Raw genomic sequence first — 23294 nt, forward strand, 5'->3', positions numbered from 1 at the left:
CGGCGCCGGGTCTGGATCGTGGTGCAGCCGGGGCCTCGTGAGGCGCCGTCGACCGAACCACATACAGCCTATGGGCAAAGCGGGGGCACTGTGACATCGCCCAGCGCTGGGGCCGGGGCCTTGTCGGAACCCGCCAGGATCGGCCGGGTCGAACGCCTCAGAGGCCGCCGGACAGGCGCTCCACGGCCGCGTCGATCCGCTCGTCGGAGGCCGTCAGCGAGAGGCGCACGTGCTCGGGGAAGCCCTCCCCGTAGAAGACGCCGGGGCCCGCGAGGACGCCGAGGCGGGCGAGCCTGTCGATGGACTCCCAGGCCGGGCGGCCCTCGGTCGCCCACAGGTAGAGGCCGGCCTCGCTGCGGTCGATCCGGAAGCCCGCGGACTCGAGGGCGGGCCGGAGGCGGTCGCGGCGGGAGCGGTAGCGCTCCTTCTGCGCGGCGACGTGCTCGTCGTCGGCGAGGGCGACGATCATCGCCTCCTGCAGCGGACCGGGCACGATCATGCCCGCGTGCTTGCGGACGGTCACCAGGCGCGCGACCAGGGCCGCGTCCCCGGCGACGAAGGCGGCGCGGTAGCCGGCGAGGTTCGACTGCTTGCTCAGCGAGTAGACGCCGAGGACCCCGGTGCGGTCCTCCCCCACCACGCGCGGGTCGAGGACGCTCGGGATCGGCTCGTCGACCCAGCGGCCGTCCCAGCCGAGCTCGGCGTAGCACTCGTCCCCCGCGATCACAGCGCCCAGCTCACGGGCACGCGCGACGGCGCGCTGCAGGGCGGGCACGTCGAGCACGGCGCCGTCGGGGTTGCCGGGAGAGTTGAGCCAGACCAGGCGGGTCATCACAGGCCACTCGGCGGGGTCGTCGGAGGCGAGCGCCTCGGCCCCGGCGATCGCCGCGCCCATCGCGTACGTCGGGTACGCGGCGCGCGGATGCACGACCACGTCCCCCTCCCCGAGTCCGAGGAGGAAGGGCAGCCAGGCGACGAGCTCCTTGGAGCCGATCGTCGGCAGGACCTCGTCGATCCCGAGGCCCTCGACTCCGCGCCGCCGCGCGTACCAGGCGGCGATCGCCTCGCGGAGAGCGGGCGTGCCCACGGTCGTGGGGTACGCGTGCGAGTCCGTCGAGCGGGCGAGCGCGTCGCGGATCGGGGCGGGCGTCGGGTCCACCGGCGAGCCGATCGACAGGTCGACGATCCCGCCGGGGTGCTCCGCCGCCGTGCGGGCGAAGGGCGCCATCAGGTCCCAGGGGTAGTCGGGCAGCGCGCCGAGGGCCACGGGAGCGGCCTCAGTGGCTCTGCGGAGGCAGCGCCGCGATGACCGGGTGGTCCTTCGCGATCACGCCGACCTTGGCGGCTCCGCCCGGGGAGCCGATCTCGTCGAAGAACTCGACGTTGGCCTTGTAGTAGTCGGACCACTCCTCGGGGAGGTCGTCCTCGTAGTAGATCGCCTCGACGGGGCAGACCGGCTCGCAGGCACCGCAGTCGACGCACTCGTCCGGGTGGATGTAGAGCGAGCGCTCGCCTTCGTAGATGCAGTCGACCGGGCACTCGTCGATGCAGGCGCGGTCTTTGACATCGACGCACGGAAGTGCGATCACGTAGGTCACGGTGCTCCAGGTCCCTTCGAACAGTGTGTCTATCGTACGGGGGCCGACGGGGCGTCGGCGTCCGCCGGCCGCGGGGCGGCGGCGGGAGCGGCCGCCCGCAGCCGCGGCCAGGCGATCACGACGAGGGCGATGAGGGCGGGGAGGAAGGTCCAGGCCACGCCGAGGCCGTTCGCCGGGACGAGGACGGATCCGCCCGTGCTGCGCAGGGCGAGCAGCCCGATCATCCCGAGCAGGCCCATCGCGGTGCAGAACGCGACGAACCGGTCGATGAGCACGAGGCGCAGCCCGAGCAGGAGCAGCAGCACGCCGGCGAGGGAGGCGGCGAGGCCGACCGGGAGGACGACACCGCCGACCGACACGGTGCTCTGATGGGCGACGGTCGTTATCGCTCCGACCACCGCGCCGACCAGGACTCCGGCGACGCCCGACAGCACCCGCGATCCCAGCGTCGGACGCTCCTCCGGCAGCGGCGCCGGACGCCCCGCCTGCGCGACCGGGCGGAAGCGCTCGATGCGGCCGATGGGGAACGGCGGACCGCTCGAGAGGCGGGCCTCGTCGCCGTCGACCACCAGCTGCGTCGCGTGCGCCTCGAGGGCCGCGCGCTTGCGGGCGTGGTCCTCGGCGGACAGCTCGATCACGACGTCCCCGGGGAGGGGCGGGGCCGCGTCGGGGAGGACGGCGAGGAAGCGCAGGCCCAGCAGCTCGGCGGCGCGCTCGGCGACCCGGGCGGTGCGGACGTGGTCCGGGTGGCCGTAGCCGCCGCCCGCGTCGTAGGACAGCACGACGCCCGCGTCGACCTGCCGGAGGACGGCGACGAGATCCGCCACCTCCTCGTCCTCGGGCGCGGCGGTGAAGGACGCGGGATGCACCGGCTCGAGCGGCACCGGGACGCGGCCGGGCCCCCACTGCATGCCGGAGTCCCGGTAGACGCGCGGAGCGAGGCCGGGTGCGCGGGCACCCGCCTCGCCGAGGAAGCGGTGGTCGGCGACGCCGAGGGCCGTCAGGGCGACGACGAGCTCGGTCGTCCGGTGCGCGGCCAGCTCGGCCGAGCCCTCGAGCGGAGCGAGGTCCTCGGAGATGACCTCGCCGCACTCCCCCCGCGTGGCGGTGACGACGGTGACGGAGGCGCCCTGCGCCACCAGCCGCGCCAGGGTCCCGCCCATGGTGATCGTCTCGTCGTCGGGGTGGGCGTGCACCGCCACCACCCGCTCCGCTGCTGCGTCCCGGCCCGCGTCCACTCTCCGCCTCTCGTCCTGCGCGGCCTCCGCTGCGGGCGCTTCTGGACAGCGACCGGGCAGCGGACTACAGTCGAGCCGGGTTAGGCAAGGCTTACCGAACAACGGAGCCCCGCCGACCGGATCGACTCGGGGCGGGAGTCGCCCCCTCCTCGTCCACCATCGACCAAGAGAACACGCGTGCTCGCAAACTACCTCATCGGCCTCCGCGAAGGCCTCGAAGCCGGCCTCGTCGTCGGCATCCTCGTGGCCTACCTGACCAAGCTCGGCCGGCGCGACGTGCTGCCGCGGCTCTGGACCGGTATCGCCGCCGCGATCGCGATCTCGCTCGTCACCGGTGCGATCCTCACCTGGGGCCCCTCGACCCTGTCGTTCCAGGCCCAGGAGCTCATCGGCGGCGGCCTCTCGATCCTCGCGGTCGGGCTGGTCACCTGGATGATCTTCTGGATGGGCGCGAACGCCCGCAGCCTCAAGGGCGACCTCGAGTCCCGGCTCGACGGCGCCGTGGCGGGGTCGGCCCTCGGCATCGTGGTCCTCGGCTTCATCAGCGTCGGGCGCGAGGGCATCGAGACGGCCCTCTTCGTCTGGGCGAGCGTGTCCTCGAGCAGTGCGGGATCGGGATCCAGTGCGTGGGTCGGCACGGTCGGCGCGCTGCTGGGCATCCTCAGCTCGGTCGTCATCGCGTACCTGATCTTCCGGGGCTTCGTCCGGATCGACCTCGGGCGCTTCTTCACCTGGACGGGCGGCTTCCTCATCCTCGTCGCGGCCGGCGTACTCTCCTACGGCGTCGGCGACCTGCAGGAGGCGTCGCTCCTGCCCGGCTGGGGCACCCCGCTGTTCTCGCTCGGCCCGATCCTCCCGCCGCCCGTGACCGCCGTGGTCGGCGGCCTCTTCAACTACACGCCCGAGCCGACCGCTCTGCAGTTCGCCGCCTGGCTGCTCTACCTCGTCGTCGTCGGTGCCCTGTTCGTCCGCCAGGTCCGCCTGCGCGGTCCGCGACGGGGCAGCGCGGCCCCGGTCGCCGCTCCCGCTCCCACCTCCGTCTGACCCGCTCCGGCACCGCCGGCGCACTCGCCCCGATCCAGGAGAAGCATGTCCTCGCGCGCTCGTCCCACCCTCCCCCGCGTCACCCTCGGCCTCGCCGGCGCCGGCGCCCTGGCGCTGATCCTCACGGGCTGCGTGCCGAACACCCCAGCGTCCTCCTCCTCCGTCGCGCTCGACGTCGCGATGAGGGACGACGCCTGCGAGGTGTCGACGGCGACCGCCGAGGCGGGAGCGGTGACGTTCTCACTGACCAACGGCGGCTCGGACGTCAACGAGTTCGAGATCCTGGCCGAGGACAAGCTGCGGATCGTGGGCGAGAAGGAGAACGTGACCCCGGGCCAGAGCGTCTCCTACGTCGCTCAGCTCGAGCCGGGCACCTACTACACCGCCTGCAAGTTCCAGCAGGTCGGCGCCCCGGTCGGGCTGAGCGAGTTCACCGTGACCGGTGAGGCCACCGCTCAGTCGGCGGACGAGAAGGCGGCGACGGAGGCGGCGGTCACCAACTACGTGGCGTACGTGAAGTCGCAGGTGGGCGAGCTGCTCCCCGCGGTGGCCGAGTTCGCGCAGGCCTACGAAGCCGGCGACGACGAGAAGGCGCGCGGCCTCTTCGCGTCGACCCGCGTCTTCTACGAGCGGATCGAGCCGACCGCGGAGGCGTTCGGCGACCTCGACCCGCGCATCGACTACCGCGAGGTCGACGCCGTCGCCGAGGGCCTGGACTGGACCGGCTTCCACCGCATCGAGAAGGACCTGTGGGCCCCCGCGGAGGGTGCGCTCAACTCCGACGGCACGAGCGCGCTCCTCGACTGGGCGCCCTCCACCCCCGAGCAGCGCGCGCAGTTCGGCCAGGGCCTCGTCGACGACGTGCAGAGCCTGGCCGACCTCGTGAACGCGCCCGGCTTCACCGTGTCGGTGGGCGACATCTCGAACGGCGCCATCGGCCTGCTCGACGAGGTCGCGGCCGGCAAGATCACGGGCGAGGAGGACTGGTGGTCGAGCACCGACCTCACCGACTTCGCCGCTAACGTCCAGGGCGCGGAGGTGGCGTTCGGCAACGTCGAGCCGATCGCGACCGCCAGCGGCGACGAGGGCGCCGACCTCACCGGACGGATCACGCAGCGGTTCTCCGAGCTCGACGCTCTGCTCGCGCAGTACGGCTCGATCGACTCCGGCTTCGCCGCGTACTCCACTCTCACCGCGGAGCAGAAGAAGGAGCTCTCGGACGCGGTCAACGCTCTCTCCGAGCCGCTCTCGCAGCTGACCCACACGGTGCTGGGCGTCGAGGAGCCGACCGCATAGTGGACGCCGAGCAGCACGAGGGAGCCCGGCCGACGGAGTCCGAGCAGCCCGCCGACGAACCCCGCCGCCTCTCGCGGCGCGGGCTGCTCGGCCTCGTCTCGGCGGGGACGGCCGGGCTGGCCGCCGGAGTGGGCGGCACGGTGGCCGTCACATCGTCCGCGAGCGCGACGGCCTCCTCCGACCCGCGCACCGTGCCGTTCTTCGGCGCGAACCAGGCGGGCATCACCACCGCCGCGCAGGACCGGCTGCACTTCGCCGCGTTCGACCTCGCCGCGGGCACCACGCGCGAGGACCTCGTCGAGCTCCTGAAGGACTGGACGCTCGCCGCCTCCCGGATGACCCAGGGCCTCGAGGTCGGCGAGAACGGCGCGGTGGACGGGCCGGACACGGCTCCCCCGGAGGACACCGGAGAGGCGCTCGGGCTCGACGCCGCGTCCCTCACCGTCACGGTCGGCTTCGGACCCACCCTCTTCACGGACGAGTCCGGCGCCGACCGCTTCGGCCTCGCCGACCGCCGGCCTCCTGAGCTGCAGGCCCTGCCCCGCTTCCGCGGCGACGCGCTCGTCCCCTCGGCCGGCGGCGGCGACCTGTGCATCCAGGCCTGCGCCGACGATCCGCAGGTCGCCGTGCATGCCATCCGCAACCTGAGCCGGATCGCGTTCGGCCGGGCCTCGCTCCGCTGGTCTCAGCTCGGCTTCGGCCGCACCTCCTCGACGTCCACCGCCCAGGCGACTCCGCGCAACCTCTTCGGCTTCAAGGACGGCACGGCGAACGTGAAGTCCGAGGAGGCCGACGCCGTCCAGGAGCACGTCTGGGTCCCCTCCTCCGACGGCCCCGCGTGGATGGTCGGCGGCAGCTACCTGGTCGCGCGGAAGATCCGGATGATCATCGAGACGTGGGACCGCAGCCAGCTGGGCGAGCAGGAGCGGGTCATCGGCCGCAGCAAGGGGTCCGGAGCGCCGCTCTCGGGCGGCAAGGAGTCCACCGAGCCGGACTTCGCAGCGGCCGGCGCCACCGGTGCCCCGCTGATCGATCAGGAGTCGCACGTGCGCCTCGCGCATCCGAGCGTGAACAACGGAGTGCGGCTCCTGCGCCGCGGCTACAACTTCGTCGACGGCAACGACGAGCTCGGACGCCTGAACGCGGGGCTGTTCTTCCTCTCGTTCCAGCGCTCCCCGGAGCAGTTCGTCACCGTGCAGCGGAACCTCGCGACGGACGCACTGAACGAATACGTGAAGCACGTCGGCTCGGCCGTGTTCGCGGTGCCGCCCGGTGCTCGCGACGAGACCGACTTCCTCGGCTCCGGCCTCTTCGCCTGATCCCTGAGAGGACCCGCACTCCGTCCCAGGATCCGGCGGGCGCACTCCACGGCGCGCCGAAGCCTGCGCCCGTAGCGTCGTCGGCGATGTCCGGGAACAGTGCGAGAAGCGGCCTGACCAAGCGCGAGCGCCAGGAGCTCGCCCGAGCGCAGGCGCGGGAGCGCCGCGAAGCCGAGAGGCGCCGGCGGCGCCGGAACCGGCTGCTCGGGCAGGGCGGAGCGGTCGTCGGGCTCCTCGCGGTCGTGGCCCTGGTCTGCTGGAACGTCTGGTCGCAGCAGGAGGTCGCGAGCGCCGGCCCGGCGAACATGCTCAGCGACGGCATCGTCCTCGCGGGCGACGGCTCGGCCGTGACGGCGACGACGAGCGCGGCGATCGCTCCGGGAGCATCCCCCGTCCCGACCGACGAGAGCGCCACACGGGCGGGCGGAGTCGTCGCCGTCGACCTCTACGTCGACTACCTCTGCCCGTACTGCGGGCAGTTCGAGAAGGCGAACGCCGAGCAGCTGCAGTCGTGGCTGACGAAGGAGGCGATCACGCTCGAGATCCACCCGGTGGCGATCCTCGACTCCTCCTCGGCCGGCTCCGAGTACTCCAGCCGGGCCGCGAACGCCGCGGCGTGCGTCGCCGACGAGGATCCGGACCGCTTCCTCGCCGTGAACGCGGCGCTCTTCGCGCAGCAGCCGGCGGAGGGGACGACGGGCCTCGACGACGACGCTCTGCGGACGCTGGTGACCGGAGCGGGCGTCACCGACGACGACGTCCTCGCCTGCATGACCGCGGGCGAGTTCCGGCCCTGGGTGAAGGCCGCGACCGAGCGGGCCACCTCGCTCCCCCTCGCGAACTCCTCGCTGCCGAAGCTCGAGTCGACGCCCACCGTGCTGGTGAACGGCGAGCAGTACACGGGGAAGCCGGACGACGCGGCGGCGTTCGTCTCCTTCGTCACCTCGACGCTCGAGGCGGAGTCCGCGACCCCCTCTCCCTCTCCGAGTCCGGCGGGCTGATCCGGACCGCGAGGGACGGGATCGGCGCTGCACGCTGCAGCACCGGGCGGAGACGACGAGACCGGCCGGAGCATCGCTCCGGCCGGTCTCGTCGTGGGCGGGCGCCGAGGCGCCCGGGGCTCAGCCCTGCTTCTTGAGGCGGCTCGTCATGCGCGCGCGGGCGTTCGCATCGAGCTCCACCTTGCGGATGCGGACGACCTCGGGGGTGACCTCGACGCACTCGTCCTCGCGGGCGAACTCGAGGCACTCCTCGAGCGTCAGCTGACGCGACGGCGTCATCGACTCGAAGGTGTCGGAGGTGGACTGACGCATGTTGGTCAGCTTCTTCTCCTTGGTGATGTTCACGTCCATGTCGTCGTTGCGCGAGTTCTCGCCGATCACCATGCCCTCGTAGACCTCCTCGGTGGGGTTCACGAAGAAGGTCATCCGCTCCTGGAGCGCGATGATGGCGAACGGGGTGACGACGCCGTTGCGGTCCGCGACGATCGACCCGTTGTTGCGGGTGACGATCGCGCCGGCCCACGGCTCGTAGCCGTGCAGGATCGCGTTCGCGATGCCGGTGCCGCGCGTGGTGGTGAGGAACTCGGTGCGGAAGCCGATCAGGCCGCGCGACGGGACGATGAACTCCATGCGGACCCAGCCGGTGCCGTGGTTCGACATGCCGTCCATGCGGCCCTTGCGGGCGGCGAGGAGCTGCGTGATCGCGCCGAGGTACTCCTCCGGAGCGTCGATCGTCAGGTGCTCGAAGGGCTCGTGCGTCTTGCCGTCGACCTGGCGGGTGACCACCTGGGGCTTGCCGACGGTCAGCTCGTAGCCCTCGCGGCGCATCTGCTCGACGAGGATGGCCAGCGCGAGCTCGCCGCGGCCCTGGACCTCCCAGGAGTCGGGGCGTCCGATGTCGACGATCTTGAGCGACACGTTTCCGATGAGCTCGCGGTCGAGGCGGTCCTTGACCATCCGCGCCGTGAGCTTGTGGCCCTTCACCTTGCCGACGAGCGGCGAGGTGTTGGTGCCGATCGTCATCGAGATCGCCGGGTCGTCGACCGTGATGGCCGGCAGCGGGCGGATGTCCTCGGGGTCGGCGATGGTCTCGCCGATGGTGATCTCGGGGAAGCCCGCGATCGCGACGATGTCGCCGGGGCCCGCGGACTCGGCCGGGTAGCGGTCGAGCGCCCTGGTGATCAGCAGCTCGGTGATGCGCGCGTTGGTGTGGGTGCCGTCGTGGTGGACCCAGGCGACCGTCTGCCCCTTCTTGATCGTGCCGTTGAAGACGCGGAGGAGGGCGAGGCGGCCGAGGAACGGCGACGCGTCGAGGTTGGTGACGTGGGCCTGGAGGGGCGCGTCGTCGTCGTAGGTCGGCGCGGGGATGTGCTTGAGGATCGCCTCGAACAGCGGCTCCAGGTCCTCGGCGTCCGGCAGCGTGCCGTCCTCGGGCTTGTTCGCCGAGGCGCGGCCGGCCTTGCCGGAGGCGTAGACCACGGGGACGTCGAGGATCGCGTCGAGGTCGAGGTCCGGCACGTCGTCGGCCATGTCGGAGGCGAGGCCGAGGAGCAGGTCCTGGCTCTCGGCGACGACCTCGTCGATGCGCGCGTCGGGGCGGTCGGTCTTGTTGACCAGGAGGATGACGGGGAGCTTCGCCTCGAGCGCCTTGCGCAGCACGAAGCGGGTCTGGGGCAGCGGGCCCTCGGACGCGTCGACGAGGAGGCAGACGCCGTCGACCATCGACAGGCCGCGCTCGACCTCGCCGCCGAAGTCGGCGTGGCCCGGGGTGTCGATGACGTTGATGGTGATGGGACCGTCGCTCGCGTGCTTGCCGCTGTACGAGACAGCGGTGTTCTTCGCGAGGATCGTGATGCCCTTCTCGCGCTCGAGCTCGTTGGAGTCCATCGCGCGCTCGTCCACGTGGGCGTGCGCGTCGAAGGAGTTCGTCTGCTTGAGCATGGCGTCGACCAGCGTGGTCTTGCCATGGTCGACGTGGGCGACGATCGCGACGTTGCGCAGGTCGGAGCGGGTGGCACTTGCCATGGATACGGACTCGTCTCGTGTTCTCGTGCAAAAGGGGGACCATCCATCGTACCGCAGCGAGGCGTCCGCACGGCGAAGGGCCCCGGATCCCCGCTCCGGAGGGCTCCGAGGAGCGCTCCAGGCGGGGCCGGGGCCCAGGTGACGGTCGGTCAGACCGCGAACTCGATGCCGGCGCCGGGGATGGCGTCGAGCAGCTCGCGGGTGTACTCCTGCTGCGGCGAGTCGAACACGGTGTCCGTCGGGGCGTGCTCGACGATCCTGCCCTTCTGCATCACGCAGACGTCGTCGGCGATCACGCGGACCACCGCCAGGTCGTGCGTGATGAACAGGTAGGTCAGCCCGAGCTCGGCCTGCAGGTCGGCGAGGAGGCGGAGGATCTGCGCCTGGACGAGGACGTCCAGAGCCGACACGGCCTCGTCGAGCACCACGATCTCCGGCTTCAGCGCGAGCGCGCGGGCGATCGCCACGCGCTGGCGCTGGCCGCCGGAGAGCTCGTTCGGGTACCGGCTCGCGATCACGCGCGGGAGGGACACCTGGTCGAGCAGCTCGAGGACGCGCTCGCGCTGCGACGTCCGGTCGCCGACCTTGTGCACCCGCAGCGGCTCCGAGATGGTGTTGCCGATGTTGTGCAGCGGGTCGAGCGAGCCGTAAGGGTCCTGGAACACCGGCTGCATGGAGCGCCGGAGCGCCAGCATGTCGCGGCCCTTGAGCTTCTCGGTCCGTCGGCCGGCGATCGAGATCGCTCCGGACGTCGCCGTCTCGAGGCCCAGCACCAGGCGGGCGATCGTCGACTTGCCCGATCCGGACTCGCCCACGAGCGCCGTGGTGGTGCCCTTCGGGATCGAGAACGACACGTTGTCGACGGCGGTGAAGTCCTCGGCCTTCAGGCCGCCGCGGCGGATCTTGAAGACCTTCGTGAGGCCGTCGACCTCGATCATCGGGGCGCCCGAGGCGACCGCGCCGGCGTGGTGCGCGGCGCCCGCGCCGACCAGGTCGACCTCGCGCACGGCCTCCGACTCGCCGGGGACCGACTCCACGGCCCGGCCGGCCGTCGACTGGATGCGGCGCGACGCGAGGCTGGGCGCCGCCGCGATCAGGCGCTGCGTGTAGGGGTGCTGCGGGTTCTGCAGCACCTCCACCGAGGCGCCGGACTCGACGATGCGGCCCTTGTACATGACGATGAGCTTCTCGGCGCGCTCGGCGGCGAGGCCCAGGTCGTGCGTGATGAAGAGCAGCGCGGTGCCGTCGGTCTTCGTCAGAGTCTCGAGGTGGTCGAGGATCCGGCGCTGGACCGTGACGTCGAGCGCCGAGGTGGGCTCGTCGGCGATCAGCAGCTGGGGAGCCGCGGCCAGGCCGATGCCGATCAGCACGCGCTGGCGCATGCCGCCCGAGAACTGGTGCGGGAACTGCTTGAGGCGCTTCTCCGCGTCGGCGAGGCCCGCGTTCTGCAGGACCTCGATCGCCTTGGCGCGCACCTCCTTGCGACCGGTCGCGAGGCCGTTGGCCTTGATGGTCTCCTCGACCTGGAAGCCGACCGACCACACGGGGTTCAGGTTCGACATCGGGTCCTGCGGGACGTAGCCGATCCGGCGGCCGCGGATGTCCTCGAGCTCGGTCCTCGTCGCCTTCGCGAGGTCCTTGCCGTCGAACAGCACGGAGCCGGCGGTGACCTGGCCGGTGCCGGGGAGCAGGCCGATGATCGCGGCGGCGGTCGTCGACTTGCCGGAGCCCGACTCCCCCACGATCGCGACGGTCTGGCCGTGCTCGATCGTGAGGCTCACGCCGCGGAGGGCGGGGACCAGTCCGCTGCCGGTCTGGAAGCCGACCTCGAGGTCGGTGACCTCGAGCAGCGGCCCGTGCGGTGCGTTCGGTGTCGTGGCGGTCATCGGAGGGCCCTCGCCTTCGGGTCGAGCGCGTCGCGGAGCGATTCGCCGAGGAGGATGAAGCTCAGCACCGTGACCGTCAGGGCGATCGACGGGTAGATCAGCGTCTGCGGGTTGGTGCGCAGATCGCGCTGGGCCTGGCTGATGTCGTTGCCCCACGACATGACCGAGCCGGGAAGGCCGACGCCGAGGAACGACAGCGTCGCCTCCGCGGTGATGGCCGCGCCGAGCGAGATCGTCGTGACGACGATGACGGGAGCGATCGAGTTCGGCAGCACGTGCCGGAACAGGATCGCCATGCGGGAGAGGCCGGTCGCGGTGGCGGCGCCGACGAAGTCGGCCTGCTTCACGCGGAGGACCTCGGAGCGCAGGACGCGCGCCGTCGTCGGCCAGGCGAACGCGCCGATCGCCAGGGCGATGACGAACACGTTCCGGTAGGCCGAGAAGACGGACATGATGACGACCGCGGCGAGGATGTAGGGGATCGAGAAGAAGATGTCGCCGAGGCGCATGATCACGGTGTCGACCCAGCCGCCGAAGAAGCCGGCCAGAGCGCCGCCGATGACGCCGGAGACCGTCGTGATCACGATCACGATGAGGCCGACGGTCAGCGACGTGGACGTGCCGTGGATGATCCGCGAGAAGACGTCGCACCCCTGCTTGGTGTAGCCGAGCAGGCTGCCGTCGCCGGGGCCCTGGTTGCTGAACGAGAGCGCGCACTGGCGGGGGTCCACCGAGGTGAACAGGCCCGGGAACAGCGCGACGGCGATGATGACGAGGATCAGGACGCCCGAGATCCAGAACATGGGCCGCTTGCGCAGGTCGCGCCACGCGTCGGTCCAGAGGTTGCTGGGCTTCTCGTCGAGGCTGACGGCGTCGACCGACGCGATCGGCGTCTCCTCGAGCGGGGCCACGAAGTGGTCGATGCGGCGGGCCTTCTGCGCGCCGCCGGTGGACTCATTTGGCATAGCGGATCCTCGGGTCGAGTACGGCGTAGAGCAGGTCGACGAGGATGTTCACCACGAGGTAGAACAGCACCATGACCGTGACGAAGGAGACGACGGTCGGCCGCTCACCTCGGATGATCGCCTGATAGAGCGTGTTCCCGACTCCGGGAACGTTGAAGATGCCCTCGGTCACGGTCGCGCCGACGATCAGGAGGCCGAAGTCGGCTCCGAACTGCGTCGTGACCGGGATGAGCGAGTTGCGCAGGACGTGCACGGGGATGACGCGGCGTCGCGAGAGCCCCTTGCTGTACGCGGTGCGGACGAAGTCCGAGCCGGCCGTCTCGATGACCGAGCCGCGCGTGAGGCGGATGGCCGAGGCGACCACGAAGAGGGCGAGCACGATCGCGGGCAGCAGCAGCCTCTGGAACGACGCGTCGGCTCCGACGGTCGGAGGGAACCATCCCAGCTGGATCGCGAAGAAGGACTGCGCGATGAAGCAGAGCACGAAGATCGGCACCGACACGAGCAGGAGGCTGACGACCAGCGCGCTCGCGTCGAAGAAGCTGCCCTTGCGCAGACCGCTGATGAGACCGATGGTCAGCGCGACGACGATCTCGATGACGATCGCCATCATGGCGAGCGTCAGGGTGACCGGGAAGGTGCGGGCGAGGATCTCGTTGACGGACTGGCCGGAGAACGAGATGCCGAAGTCGCCGCGGACGACGCCTCCCAGGTAGTACAGGTACTGGACGAAGAAGGGCTCGTTCAGGTGGTACTGCTCCTCGAGGCGGGCGAGGAGTGCGGGGCTCGGCGTCTTGTCGCCGAAGAGCGACAGGAGCGGGTTCCCCGGCATGGAGAAGACCATGAAGTAGATGAGGAACGTGGTGCCGATGAGCACGGGGACGGCTTGCAGGATGCGTCGGACGATGTAGGCGAGCATGTCAGCCCAGCCGGTTCCGGAGTCGCATGGATGGGGACCTCATTCGATTGTGACCGAAACAGGGCGCTCCGCCCGTGCCGTGACCTGGTGGCCGACGGCACGGGCGAAGCGCCCCAGTGGTTCGAGCTTAGTTCTTGGTGATCTCGTAGTAGAGCGGCACCGAGTTCCAGCCGAACTCGACGTTCGACACGCCCTCGCCGTAGCCGCCGGTCACGTTCGCGTACCACAGGGGCAGCGACGGGAGGTCCTTCAGGAGGATCTCCTGGGCCTGCTGGAACGTCTTGTTCGCAGCGTCGGCGTCGGCGTCCGACAGGCCCTGCTGGAGCAGGGTGTCGAACTCGGGGTTCGAGTAGTCGCCGTCGTTGGACGAGGCGCCGGTCACGTAGAGCGGTCCGAGGAAGTTGTAGAGGCTCGGGTAGTCGGCCTGCCATCCGGTCCGGAACGCGGTCTCGATCGAGCGGTCGACGATCTTGGTGCGCGCCTCGGCGAAGGTCGGGTACGCGTCGCCCTCGGCGTCGATGCCCAGCGTGTTCTTGATCGAGTTGGTCACCGCGTCGACCCAGCCCTGGTGGCCGCCGTCGGCGTTGTAGGCGATCTTGAAGGTGCCGTCCCAGGGGCTGATCGCGTCGGCCTGAGCCCACAGCGCCTTGGCCTCGTCGGGGTTGTACTCGAGCACGTCGGCGCCGGAGAGGGCGTCGCTGTAGCCGTCGATCACCGGGGAGGTGAAGTCGGAGGCCGGGGTGCGGGTGCCCTCGAAGATCACGTCGGTGATCTCCTTGCGGTCGAAGGACATCGAGATCGCCTGGCGGCGGAGCTGGCCCTCCTCGCCGTCGAAGTGCGGAAGACGGCCCGGGATGGTGAAGGACTGGAACACGGCCGAAGGCTGGTTCACGGCGCGGTCGCCGAGGTCGCTCTCGAAGGTGCCGAAGGCGGAGTCCGGGATCTGGTCGATCACGTCGACGTTGCCGCCGAGGAGGTCGGCGTAGGAGGCGTCCTGGGTGGCGTAGAAGACGATCTTCAGGCCGCCGTTCTGGGCCTCGCGGGGGCCGGTGTACTCGTCGTTCTTGACGAGCTCGATCTGGACGTCGTGCTGCCACGCGTCGTCGCCGTCGAGCTTGTACGGGCCGTTGCCGATCGGGTTCTCACCGAAGGCGGCCATGTCGTCGAACGCGGCGGCGGGCAGCGGGTAGTACGCCGAGTAGCCGAGGCTGATCGGGAAGTCCGACTGCGGGGACTTGAGCGCGACGGTGAAGGTGGTGTCGTCCACGGCCTTGAGGCCGGTGAGCTCGCTGTCCTCGGTGTCGCTGAAGCCCTCGAAGTTCGAGAAGAACGACGCGCTGAGCTGGTTGTTCGACAGCTTGGCGCCGTAGTTCCAGGCGTCGATGAACGAGCTGGAGGTGACCGGGTCGCCGTTCGTGAAGGTCAGGCCCGACTTGATTTTGATCGTGTAGTTCTGCGCGTCGTCCGACTCGATGGACTCGGCGACGTCGTTCTCGGGGGCGCCCTTGGCGTCGTAGTAGACCAGGCCCGCGAAGATCTCGTCGAGGATCTTGCCGCCGCCCACCTCGTTGGTGTTCGTCGGGATCAGCGGGTTCTGCGGCTCGGAGCCGTTCGTGGAGATGATCGCGGCGGCGTCGCCTCCCGATGCACCTCCGCCCGAGTCGTTCGAGCTGCTGCAGCCGGCCAGGACCAGCGTGCTCGCGGCGACGAGCGCCAGAGCCCCGAATCCGTAACGTCTGATGTTCACTATTCCTCCAGTGATGTGGGGGCGCGCGAGAAGTGGTTTCCCTGACGCGTGGAGTGCCGTGCGCGTGGCGACGGCGGCGGCGCACGAGACTGGTGGCCGTCGCGCGGATGCCTTCAACGAGACTATGTATTCGCCCGCTATCTGCACAAAAGCATGTGGCAACCGTTACACAGCGGTAACCGGGAGGTGGAATCCTTGCGCTGTTCTGCACGAAACGTGCGTACCGGGCGGCCGTCGCGCAACACATCGACTTCAGAGGAGACGCACGGAGTGTCCACCGACCTGTCAGGATCCGCGCCCGGACGGCGCCGGATCCGCATCGAGATCCTGCTGGTCCTCGGGCTCTCGCTGGGCGCCTCCGCGGTCTACTCGGTGGTCTCCATCGCCAACCGGCTCACCCGCTCGACCGCACTGGCCGACCAGACCGCGACGATCAACGGCGCCCTCAGCGACCGCCCGGGCTTCGACCTCGTCTACCAGCTGCTCGCGCTCTTCTTCGACCTGGTGCCGGTGGCCCTCTGCGCGTTCCTGCTCTGGCAGAGCTCGGGCCGTCCGCTCGGGCGCCTGGGGCTCGACCTGCGCCGGCCGTTCGCGGACCTGGGGACCGGGACCGTCCTCGCGGTGGCGATCGGCGCGCCGGGCATCGCGCTGTACGCCGTCGGACGCGCGCTGGGCATCACCGTGGCGGTGGTGGCCTCGCCGCTGGACGCGTACTGGTGGACGGTGCCGGTGCTCGTGCTCTCCGCGATCCGGGCGGGAGTGCAGGAGGAGGTCGTCGTGATCGGGTACCTCTTCGCCCGCCTGGGCGATCTGGGCTGGGGGCGGTGGCGGATCCTGGTGACCAGTGCGCTGCTCCGGGGCAGCTACCACCTTTACCAGGGCATCGGGCCCTTCATCGGGAACGTGGTCATGGGCCTGGTGTTCGGACTGTTCTACCAGCGCTTCGGCCGCACCCTGCCTCTGGTGATCGCCCACTCGATCATCGACATCGTCTCGTTCGTCGGGTACCCGCTGGCCGTCGCCCTCTGGCCCGAGCTGTTCGCGCCGCCGGCTCCGCGGACGTGACGTCGGACCGATCGCATCCGAGGAGCCGCAGGACCGCGCCGCGGCTCTCCACTGCCGCGGCGTGACGCCCGCACGGTGGAGCTGCTCGCTCGTCGCGACTCCGTCGAGCCCTGCCGGCACCTCCACCACGCGTTCCACACGGTCGGGCTCCCTCGTGCATCGGAGTCGCCGTGCGCCGTTCCCCCCGGATCGGGAGAACTGCGCCCCACTCCGCGCCTGTGCGGGACCGACGGTGTCCGCAGCCGAGGGTGGGAGATGACAGGACGGGCTCGAGGCTCCGTTCCTGCTCTCTCACCCTCGGTTGCGGACGAGCGCGTGCGGGCGGATCAGGCGAAGGCCTCGATGGGCGGGCAGGCGCAGACGAGGTTGCGGTCGCCGTAGGCCTGATCGATCCGGCGGACCGGCGGCCAGTACTTGCCGCGCACCAGCGAGCGGACCGGGTAGACGGCCTGCTCGCGGCTGTAGGGGTGCGTCCACTCCTCGGCCGTCAGGCACTCGGCGGTGTGCGGGGCGCCGCGCAGCGGGTTGTCGTCCACCGGCCACTCCCCCGCGCCGACGCGGTCGGCCTCCGCCCGGATCCCGATCATCGCGTCGATGAAGCGGTCGATCTCGACGAGGTCCTCGCTCTCCGTCGGCTCGACCATCAGGGTCCCGGCGACGGGGAAGCTCATGGTCGGGGCGTGGAAGCCGTAGTCGACGAGGCGCTTGGCGACGTCGTCCACGGTCACTCCGGTCGCCGCCGTCAGCGGACGGATGTCGAGGATGCACTCGTGGGCGACGAGCCCGTTGTCCCCCGTGTAGAGCACCGGGTAGTGCTCGCGGAGGCGCGCGGCGACGTAGTTGGCCGAGAGGACGGCCGCCCCGGTCGCGGCCCGCAGGCCCTCCTCGCCCATCATCCGGGCGTACGCCCACGAGATCGGCAGGATGCCGGGGCTGCCGTAGGGCGCTGCCGACACCGGTGCGCCGCCGTGGACGATCCGCTCGCCCTGCGTGCCCACGCCGTGCTCGAGCCGCTGCGCGAGCGGGTGACCGGGCAGGAACGGCGCGAGGTGCGCCTTCGCGGCGACGGGACCGACGCCGGGACCGCCTCCGCCGTGCGGGATGCAGAACGTCTTGTGCAGGTTGAGGTGCGAGACGTCGCCGCCGAAGTCTCCGAAGCGGGCGAAGCCCAGAAGCGCGTTGAGGTTCGCGCCGTCCACGTACACCTGTCCGCCGGCCTCGTGGACGAGGCGGCAGATCTCGGCGACCTCGTGCTCGTAGACGCCGTGGGTCGACGGGTAGGTGATCATCAGCGCGGCGAGGGAGCCCGCGTGCTCGGCGATCTTCGCCCGGAGGTCGTCCAGGTCGACGTTGCCGAGCTCGTCGCAGGCCACGACGACGACGCGCATGCCGGCGAGGACCGCGCTCGCGGCGTTGGTGCCGTGGGCGCTCGAGGGGATCAGGCAGACCGTGCGGTCCTCGTCGCCGTTCGACCGGTGCCAGCCGCGGATCGCCAGCAGGCCCGCGAGCTCGCCCTGCGAGCCGGCGTTGGGCTGGAGCGACACGGAGTCGTAGCCGGTGAGGTGGGCGAGCCACCCCTCCAGCTGGTCGATCAGCGCCAGGGAGCCCTGCACGTCCGCCTCGGGGGCGAACGGGTGCAGGTCCGCGAACTGGGGCCAGCTGACCGCCTCCATCTCGGTGGCGGCGTTGAGCTTCATGGTGCAGGAGCCGAGCGGGATCATGCCACGGTCCAGCGCGTAGTCCGAGTCGGCGAGGCGCTTGAGGTAGCGCATCATCGAGGTCTCGCTGTGGTGGCTGCTGAAGACCGGGTGCACGAGGAACGGCGTGCGGCGGTCGAGCTCGGCGGGGATGCTCCGCGCGGAGCCGCTGAGGAAGCCGAACGACGAGTCCAGCTGCCCGACGGCGGTCGCGACGGCGATCACCTCGAGGTCGGTGACCGTCTCGTCGATCGACACCGAGACCGTGTCGGCGTCGACCAGGCGCACGTCGAAGCCTGCCTGGCGGGCGCGGGCGACCGCCGCCTCCGCGCCGCCGGGCACGACGACCGAGACGGTGTCGAAGAAGTCGGCGTGCCGGAGGGAGTGGCCCCGGTCGAGGAGGAGGCGCGCGAGGAGCGCGGCCCGGCCGTGCACGCGCTCGGCGATCGCGGCGAGCCCGTCCGGCCCGTGGTAGACCGCGTACATCGCCGCCATGACCGCCAGGAGGACCTGCGCGGTGCAGATGTTCGAGGTCGCCTTCTCGCGGCGGATGTGCTGCTCGCGGGCCTGGAGGGACAGGCGGTAGGCGGGGTGGCCGTCCGCGTACTGGCTGACGCCGACGAGGCGGCCGGGCAGCTGGCGCTCGAGTCCCTTGCGGACGGCGAGGTAGCCGGCGTGCGGTCCTCCGAAGCCCAGCGGGACGCCGAAGCGCTGCGTGGTGCCGACCGCGACGTCCGCGCCGAGCTCGCCCGGCGAGCGCACCAGGGTCAGCGCGAGCAGGTCGGCGGCGACGACGGCCAGGCCGCCGTGGGCCTTCACCGCGGCGAGCACCGCCGACGGGTCCCAGAGGTGCCCGGACGCGCCGGGGTACTGCACGAGGGCGCCGAAGCACTCCGGCACCTCCTCCGCGGCGGTGCGCGAGAGCGGGAGCTCGACGATGCGGATGCCGACGGCCTCCGCCCGGCCGCGCAGCAGCGCGAGGGTCTGCGGGAGAGCGTCGGAGTCGACGACGAAGACGTCGGTGCGCGCCTTCGAGGCGCGGCGCGCGAGCAGCATCGCCTCGACGACGGCCGTACCCTCGTCGAGCATCGACGCGCCGGCCGTGTCGAGGCCGGTGAGGTCGGAGACCATCGTCTGGAAGTTGATCAGCGCCTCCAGGCGCCCCTGCGAGATCTCGGGCTGGTACGGCGTGTAGGCCGTGTACCAGCTGGGGTTCTCGAGCACGTTGCGCTTGATCACGGCGGGGGTGTGCGTGCCGTAGTAGCCGAGGCCGATCATCGGCCGACGCACCGTGTTCCTCGCGGCGAGGGCGCGCAGCTCGGCGAGCGCCTCCGTCTCGGTGGCCGGAGCGGGCAGCACCTGCGGGAGGTCGCGGACGTGGATCGACTCGGGGACGGCGGCGGTGACGAGCTCCTCCACGGAGTCGTACCCGAGAGCCGCGAGCATGGTGCGCTGCGCGTCGGCGTCGGTCCCGATGTGGCGGGACTCGAAGGCGCCGGGGGTCCTGGTGGCCGCCATCTACTCGCCGACCAGCTCGGTGTAGGCGGCGGAGTCGAGGAGGCCGTCGGGCAGGGCGTCGAAGCGGACCCGGATCAGCCACCCCTCGCCGAACGGGTCGGAGTTGACGAGCTCGGGGCTGTCGACGACGGCCGTGTTGGCCTCGAGGACCTCGCCGTCGACGGGGGCGAACAGCTCGCCCACCGACTTGGTCGACTCGATCTCGCCGACGACGCTGCCGCCCTCGACGCGGGCTCCCGCCTCGGGGAGCTCGACGAAGACGACGTCGCCCAGCTTGTCCGCGGCGTAGGCGGTGATGCCGACGGTCGCGACCTCTCCGTCGACCCGGATCCACTCGTGGTCGGAGGTGTACTGCAGCTCGGTGGGCACGGCCATGTCAGTTCTTCTTTCTCGAGTAGAAGGGGAGCTCGGTGACGGTCATCGGGAGGCGCGTGCCGCGGATGTCGACGGCGAGCGCCGTCCCGGGCTGCGCGGAGGCGGGGGCGACGTAGGCCATCGCGATCGGGACGCCCAGGGTCGGCGAGAGGACGCCGCTGGTGACCACTCCGACCTCGTCGTCGCCGGAGAGGACGGTGTAGTCGGCACGGGCGGCGCGGCGGCCCTCGCCGACGAGCCCGACGAGCACGGGAGCGTCTCCGGAGGGACCCTCCTCGCTGGCCGCGCGGCCGACGAAGTCGATCGGCTTCCCGAAGGCGACGACGCGGCCGAGGCCGGCCTGTGCGGGGAAGACGTCGCGGGAGAGCTCGTGGCCGTAGAGCGGCATGCCCGCCTCGAGGCGGAGGGTGTCGCGGGCGGCGAGGCCGGCGGGGACGAGGCCCGCTCCGGCGCCGGTCTCGGCGAGAGCCTGCCAGAGCGTGGGAGCGGAGTCGGGCGAGACGTAGATCTCGAAGCCGTCCTCGCCTGTGTACCCGGTGCGCGCGATCAGGATCGGGTGCGCCTCGAAGGTCGCGGGCACGGCGCGGTAGTAGCGCAGCTCCGCGAGCAGGCGGGCGGCGTCGTCCGTGTCGAGCACCGACTCCGCTCCCCGCTCGGTCTCGACGGCGAGGCCCTGGACGTTCTGCACGATCTCGAGCGAGCGCGGGCCCTGCAGCGCGATGAGGGCGACGTCGTCGCTCTCGTCGAACAGCTCGCACTCGAACATCGCGGTGCGGTCGCGGAGCGTCTCGACGACGATGTGCCGGTTGGCCGCGTTCGCGACGACCATGAAGCGGTCCTCGCCCGTGCGGTAGACGACGAGGTCGTCGATCACGCCGCCCGTGCGCTCCAGGAGAAGGGTGTACTTCGCGCGGCCGGCGGCGACGGCCGAGATGTCGCTCGCCAGCGCGTAGTCGAGGGCGTCGACCGCCTCGGGGCCGACGACGAGGATCTCGGCCATGTGCGAGAGGTCGAAGAGGCCGGCGGCGGTGCGCACGGCGTGGTGCTCGGCGAGATCGCCGGAGTAGCGGACCGGCATCTGCCACCCGGCGAAGTCGGTGAAGGACGCGCCGGCGGCGACGTGCACCTCGTGCAGGGGCGAGTAGCGGGCTTCGGGGCTGGTCGTCGGGGTCTCGGACATGAGTTCTCCATTTCGTCGCAGTGCTGGACTCGCGCCGCGTTCGCGGCAGAGCACAGCAGTGCCGTGGGAACTCCCCCTCTGTCGTGGAGCCTGAGAGATTCGCGCCGCCCCGAGGGGTCGAGCGCTTTCACCATGGGCGGATCCGAGCGGATCGCTTTCCAGAGTGGCCAGTTCGACGCGGTACAAGACCTGAGAGATTGGCGGGGAGGCTTGCTCCTTCGGTGCCGACCGGAGTCGGCTCTCCCGCGTCGCGTATTGCGGCCCGGTATTCGGTTGTGCGGTCAGCCTAGCGGTGAGGGCGGACCCTGCGCGGCGTGTCGCCTCTTCCGCTAGGTGTTCAGGTGTTCGTGACACTAAGGTGATCTCAGCACTTACAGTCGGTGCGACTCTTAGTAGGGGGCACCGGATGCCGGACGTGCAGCTCGCCGTGTCGACGGTGATCTTCGCCCTGCGGCCGCACCCGGAGACCGGAGCGAGCACAGTCTGGATCCCCGTCGTCCGGCGCATCCGCGAGCCGTTCGAGGGACTCTGGGCACTGCCCGGCGGACCGCTGCATCCGGACGAGGACCTCGCCGAGTCGGCCCGCCGCACTCTCCGCGAGACCACGGGCCTGGCTCCGCGCTACCTCGAGCAGCTCTACGCCGTCGGCGGCACCGACCGCTCCCCCGGCGAGGACCGCGTCGTGTCGATCGTCTACTGGGCGCTCGTGCGCTCCGCCGAGGCCGACGAGGCCATCGTGGGAGAGAACGTCGCCTGGCTCTGCACCGATCTGCCGCTCGAGCTCGCCTTCGACCACGGACTGATCGTCGACTACGCCCTCTGGCGCCTGCGCAACAAGATGGAGTACTCCCGCATCGCGCAGGCCTTCCTCGGCGGCGCCTTCACCCTGTCCCAACTGCGGGAGGTCCACGAGGCCGTCCTGCAGAAGCCCCTCGACCCGGCCAACTTCCGCCGGACGATCGAGAGCTCCGGCACCGTGGTGCCCACCGGGGAGCGCCTGACGGGCACCCGCCACCGTCCCCCGCGCCTCTACCGCTACGACGAGTCGGCGGCGCTCGTCGACAACGGCCCGCTGCCCGTCTGAGCGCGCCGCCCGACTCCCCCACCCGCCTCACGAGGAGAACACCGTGACATCCGTCGACAGCACCATCCGGCTCATCGAGGGCGGCTCCGCGCCCGGCGCCACCTGCGCGCCCGAGCTCGCGGAGGCCCCCTGGTCGTTCGACCTCGGCCTGCCCGCCTACGGGCCCGGCGCCTCCCAGGCCGACCCGATCCCGGCCGACGCCCCGGTCCAGGGACGTCTGCCGGAGGAGTACACGACGGCGAGCGCCGACGAGCTGCACCACCGCATCCTCGCGGCGAAGGAGACGCTCGGCGAGCGGGTCGTCGTGCTCGGGCACTTCTACCAGCGGGACGAGGTGGTGCAGTACGCCGACTACGTGGGCGACTCGTTCCAGCTGGCGAAGGCGGCGACGAGCCGGCCCGACGCCGAGGCGATCGTCTTCTGCGGCGTGCACTTCATGGCGGAGACGGCCGACATCCTCTCCGGTCCGGAGCAGGCCGTGATCCTCCCGAACCTGGCGGCCGGCTGCTCGATGGCGGACATGGCCGACATCGACTCCGTCGAGGACGCCTGGGCCGAGCTCACCGAGCTCTACGGCACCGAGCCGGACGCCGACGGCCGCGTGCCGCTCGTCCCGGTCACGTACATGAACTCCTCCGCCGCGCTGAAGGCGTTCTGCGGCCGCAACGGAGGCGTGGTCTGCACCTCCTCGAACGCGGCGACCGTGCTCGAGGACGCGTTCGCGCGCGGGCAGCGGGTGCTGTTCTTCCCCGACCAGCACCTCGGCCGCAACACCGCCAAGGCGATGGGCGTGCCGCTGGAGCGGATGCCGATGTGGAACCCGCGGAAGCCGCAGGGCGGCTCCGACACCGCGACGCTCCTGGACGCGCAGGTGATCCTCTGGCACGGCTTCTGCTCGGTGCACAAGCGCTTCACGACGGCCCAGATCGCGAAGGCGCGCGCCGAGCACCCGGGCGTGCGCGTGATCGTGCACCCGGAGTGCCCGATGGCGGTCGTCGACGCGGCCGACGAGTACGGCTCGACCGACTACATCGTGAAGGCGATCCAGGCGGCACCCGCGGGATCGACCTTCGCGATCGGCACCGAGATCAACCTGGTGCAGCGCCTCGCCGTCCAGTACCCGCAGCACACGATCTTCTGCCTCGACGACGTGGTCTGCCCCTGCTCGACCATGTACCGCATCCACCCCGGCTACCTCGCCTGGGTGCTCGAGGGACTGGTCGCGGGGACGGTGCTCAACCGGATCGAGGTCGCGGAGTCGGTGCAGGCCGAGGCGCGCATCGCCCTCGAGCGGATGCTCGCGGCCGTTCCGCCCGCCGGGCCGGCGGCGGTCTGAC

At 71.2% G+C, this 23294-nt stretch carries 18 protein-coding genes and 1 riboswitch; of the genes, 7 read left to right on the forward strand and 11 right to left on the reverse strand.

Annotated features, from left to right (window positions below; translation table 11 throughout):
• Positions 1-157 precede the first annotated feature (157 nt).
• The 3 genes from dapC to C5C54_RS00905 are packed head-to-tail and all read right to left on the reverse strand — an operon-like array spanning position 158 to position 2836.
• On the reverse strand, positions 158-1267 hold the full coding sequence (dapC, locus tag C5C54_RS00895) for a succinyldiaminopimelate transaminase (RefSeq protein ID WP_104287596.1): 1110 nt from the start codon (positions 1265-1267) through the stop codon (positions 158-160).
• 10 nt (positions 1268-1277) lie between these two features.
• Positions 1278-1598 (reverse strand): ferredoxin, encoded by a 321-nt coding sequence (gene fdxA / locus C5C54_RS00900; protein ID WP_104222984.1) that lies wholly within the window; start codon positions 1596-1598, stop codon positions 1278-1280.
• A 29-nt stretch (positions 1599-1627) separates the two neighbouring features.
• Positions 1628-2836, reverse strand: a complete 1209-nt coding sequence (locus C5C54_RS00905) for a PIG-L family deacetylase (RefSeq protein ID WP_146078763.1) — start codon at positions 2834-2836, stop codon at positions 1628-1630.
• 177 nt (positions 2837-3013) lie between these two features.
• Between C5C54_RS00905 and efeU the strand changes: the two genes are divergently transcribed.
• From efeU to C5C54_RS00925, 4 genes are all read left to right on the forward strand, one after another.
• Positions 3014-3880 carry an iron uptake transporter permease EfeU gene (gene efeU / locus C5C54_RS00910; protein ID WP_104232741.1) on the forward strand — a complete coding sequence of 289 codons (867 nt, stop codon included), beginning with the start codon at positions 3014-3016 and terminating at the stop codon, positions 3878-3880.
• Positions 3881-3925: 45 nt separating this feature from the next.
• Positions 3926-5176: an iron uptake system protein EfeO gene (gene efeO / locus C5C54_RS00915; protein ID WP_104268464.1), complete on the forward strand. Its 1251-nt coding sequence runs from the start codon at positions 3926-3928 to the stop codon at positions 5174-5176.
• Positions 5176-6495: an iron uptake transporter deferrochelatase/peroxidase subunit gene (efeB, locus tag C5C54_RS00920; protein WP_104287598.1), complete on the forward strand. Its 1320-nt coding sequence runs from the start codon at positions 5176-5178 to the stop codon at positions 6493-6495. The genes efeO and efeB overlap by 1 nt, the downstream gene beginning before the upstream one ends.
• 86 nt (positions 6496-6581) lie before the next feature.
• On the forward strand, positions 6582-7496 hold the full coding sequence (locus C5C54_RS00925) for a thioredoxin domain-containing protein (RefSeq protein WP_104287599.1): 915 nt from the start codon (positions 6582-6584) through the stop codon (positions 7494-7496).
• Between the two features lie 120 nt (positions 7497-7616).
• Here C5C54_RS00925 and typA read toward each other — a convergent pair whose 3' ends face one another.
• The 5 genes from typA to C5C54_RS00950 form a co-directional block, all read right to left on the reverse strand.
• Positions 7617-9521, reverse strand: coding sequence for a translational GTPase TypA (typA, locus tag C5C54_RS00930; protein WP_104225544.1), 1905 nt, complete (start codon positions 9519-9521; stop codon positions 7617-7619).
• A 149-nt stretch (positions 9522-9670) separates the two neighbouring features.
• Positions 9671-11407: an ABC transporter ATP-binding protein gene (locus C5C54_RS00935; RefSeq protein ID WP_104225543.1), complete on the reverse strand. Its 1737-nt coding sequence runs from the start codon at positions 11405-11407 to the stop codon at positions 9671-9673.
• Complete coding sequence (locus C5C54_RS00940; RefSeq protein ID WP_104222976.1) at positions 11404-12372, reverse strand: ABC transporter permease; 969 nt, start codon at positions 12370-12372, stop codon at positions 11404-11406. The genes C5C54_RS00935 and C5C54_RS00940 overlap by 4 nt, the downstream gene beginning before the upstream one ends.
• The gene (locus C5C54_RS00945; RefSeq protein ID WP_104222975.1) at positions 12362-13291 is read right to left on the reverse strand and encodes an ABC transporter permease; all 930 of its coding nucleotides are present in this window, start codon (positions 13289-13291) and stop codon (positions 12362-12364) included. Before C5C54_RS00945 ends, C5C54_RS00940 begins: the two co-directional genes overlap by 11 nt.
• A 127-nt stretch (positions 13292-13418) precedes the next feature.
• Entirely contained in the window at positions 13419-15038 is a 1620-nt protein-coding gene (locus C5C54_RS00950; RefSeq protein WP_104232745.1) for an ABC transporter substrate-binding protein, read from the reverse strand.
• Positions 15039-15308: 270 nt separating this feature from the next.
• On the opposite strand from C5C54_RS00950, the gene C5C54_RS00955 reads away from it, so the two are divergent.
• Entirely contained in the window at positions 15309-16103 is a 795-nt protein-coding gene (locus tag C5C54_RS00955; RefSeq protein ID WP_258059269.1) for a CPBP family intramembrane glutamic endopeptidase, read from the forward strand.
• A 326-nt stretch (positions 16104-16429) separates the two neighbouring features.
• Here the strand turns inward: C5C54_RS00955 and gcvP are convergent, their stop codons facing one another.
• Genes gcvP through gcvT form a run of 3 tightly spaced genes read right to left on the reverse strand, consistent with a single transcriptional unit; the run spans position 16430 to position 20873 of the window.
• Positions 16430-19318: an aminomethyl-transferring glycine dehydrogenase gene (gene gcvP / locus C5C54_RS00960; protein ID WP_104287600.1), complete on the reverse strand. Its 2889-nt coding sequence runs from the start codon at positions 19316-19318 to the stop codon at positions 16430-16432.
• Positions 19319-19693, reverse strand: a complete 375-nt coding sequence (gene gcvH / locus C5C54_RS00965) for a glycine cleavage system protein GcvH (RefSeq protein WP_104237541.1) — start codon at positions 19691-19693, stop codon at positions 19319-19321. It lies immediately after the preceding gene.
• 1 nt (position 19694) lies between these two features.
• Positions 19695-20873, reverse strand: a complete 1179-nt coding sequence (gcvT, locus tag C5C54_RS00970) for a glycine cleavage system aminomethyltransferase GcvT (RefSeq protein WP_104287601.1) — start codon at positions 20871-20873, stop codon at positions 19695-19697.
• Between the two features lie 168 nt (positions 20874-21041).
• Positions 21042-21129, reverse strand: a riboswitch (glycine riboswitch).
• Between the two features lie 150 nt (positions 21130-21279).
• Between gcvT and C5C54_RS00975 the strand changes: the two genes are divergently transcribed.
• Together C5C54_RS00975 and nadA are read left to right on the forward strand one after the other, a co-directional pair.
• Entirely contained in the window at positions 21280-21957 is a 678-nt protein-coding gene (locus C5C54_RS00975) for an NUDIX domain-containing protein (RefSeq protein WP_104222969.1), read from the forward strand.
• Positions 21958-22000: 43 nt separating this feature from the next.
• Entirely contained in the window at positions 22001-23293 is a 1293-nt protein-coding gene (gene nadA / locus C5C54_RS00980) for a quinolinate synthase NadA (protein WP_104222968.1), read from the forward strand.
• The last annotated feature ends 1 nt before the right edge of the window (position 23294 follow it).

It is taken from the genome of Rathayibacter sp. AY1F2, from assembly GCF_002930885.1.
In the GTDB taxonomy this organism is placed as follows: domain Bacteria; phylum Actinomycetota; class Actinomycetes; order Actinomycetales; family Microbacteriaceae; genus Rathayibacter.

What these genes read in the sequence shown, in the direction of transcription:
- efeO (WP_104268464.1), top strand. Translation starts at nt 3,926, where the DNA reads ATGTCCTCGCGCGCTCGTCCCACCCTCCCCCGCGTCACCCTCGGCCTC.
- C5C54_RS00925 (WP_104287599.1), top strand. Translation starts at nt 6,582, where the DNA reads ATGTCCGGGAACAGTGCGAGAAGCGGCCTGACCAAGCGCGAGCGCCAG.
- typA (WP_104225544.1), bottom strand. Translation starts at nt 9,521, where the DNA reads ATGGCAAGTGCCACCCGCTCCGACCTGCGCAACGTCGCGATCGTCGCC.
- C5C54_RS00935 (WP_104225543.1), bottom strand. Translation starts at nt 11,407, where the DNA reads ATGACCGCCACGACACCGAACGCACCGCACGGGCCGCTGCTCGAGGTC.
- C5C54_RS00940 (WP_104222976.1), bottom strand. Translation starts at nt 12,372, where the DNA reads ATGCCAAATGAGTCCACCGGCGGCGCGCAGAAGGCCCGCCGCATCGAC.
- C5C54_RS00945 (WP_104222975.1), bottom strand. Translation starts at nt 13,291, where the DNA reads ATGCTCGCCTACATCGTCCGACGCATCCTGCAAGCCGTCCCCGTGCTC.
- gcvP (WP_104287600.1), bottom strand. Translation starts at nt 19,318, where the DNA reads ATGGCGGCCACCAGGACCCCCGGCGCCTTCGAGTCCCGCCACATCGGG.
- gcvH (WP_104237541.1), bottom strand. Translation starts at nt 19,693, where the DNA reads ATGGCCGTGCCCACCGAGCTGCAGTACACCTCCGACCACGAGTGGATC.
- gcvT (WP_104287601.1), bottom strand. Translation starts at nt 20,873, where the DNA reads ATGTCCGAGACCCCGACGACCAGCCCCGAAGCCCGCTACTCGCCCCTG.
- C5C54_RS00975 (WP_104222969.1), top strand. Translation starts at nt 21,280, where the DNA reads ATGCCGGACGTGCAGCTCGCCGTGTCGACGGTGATCTTCGCCCTGCGG.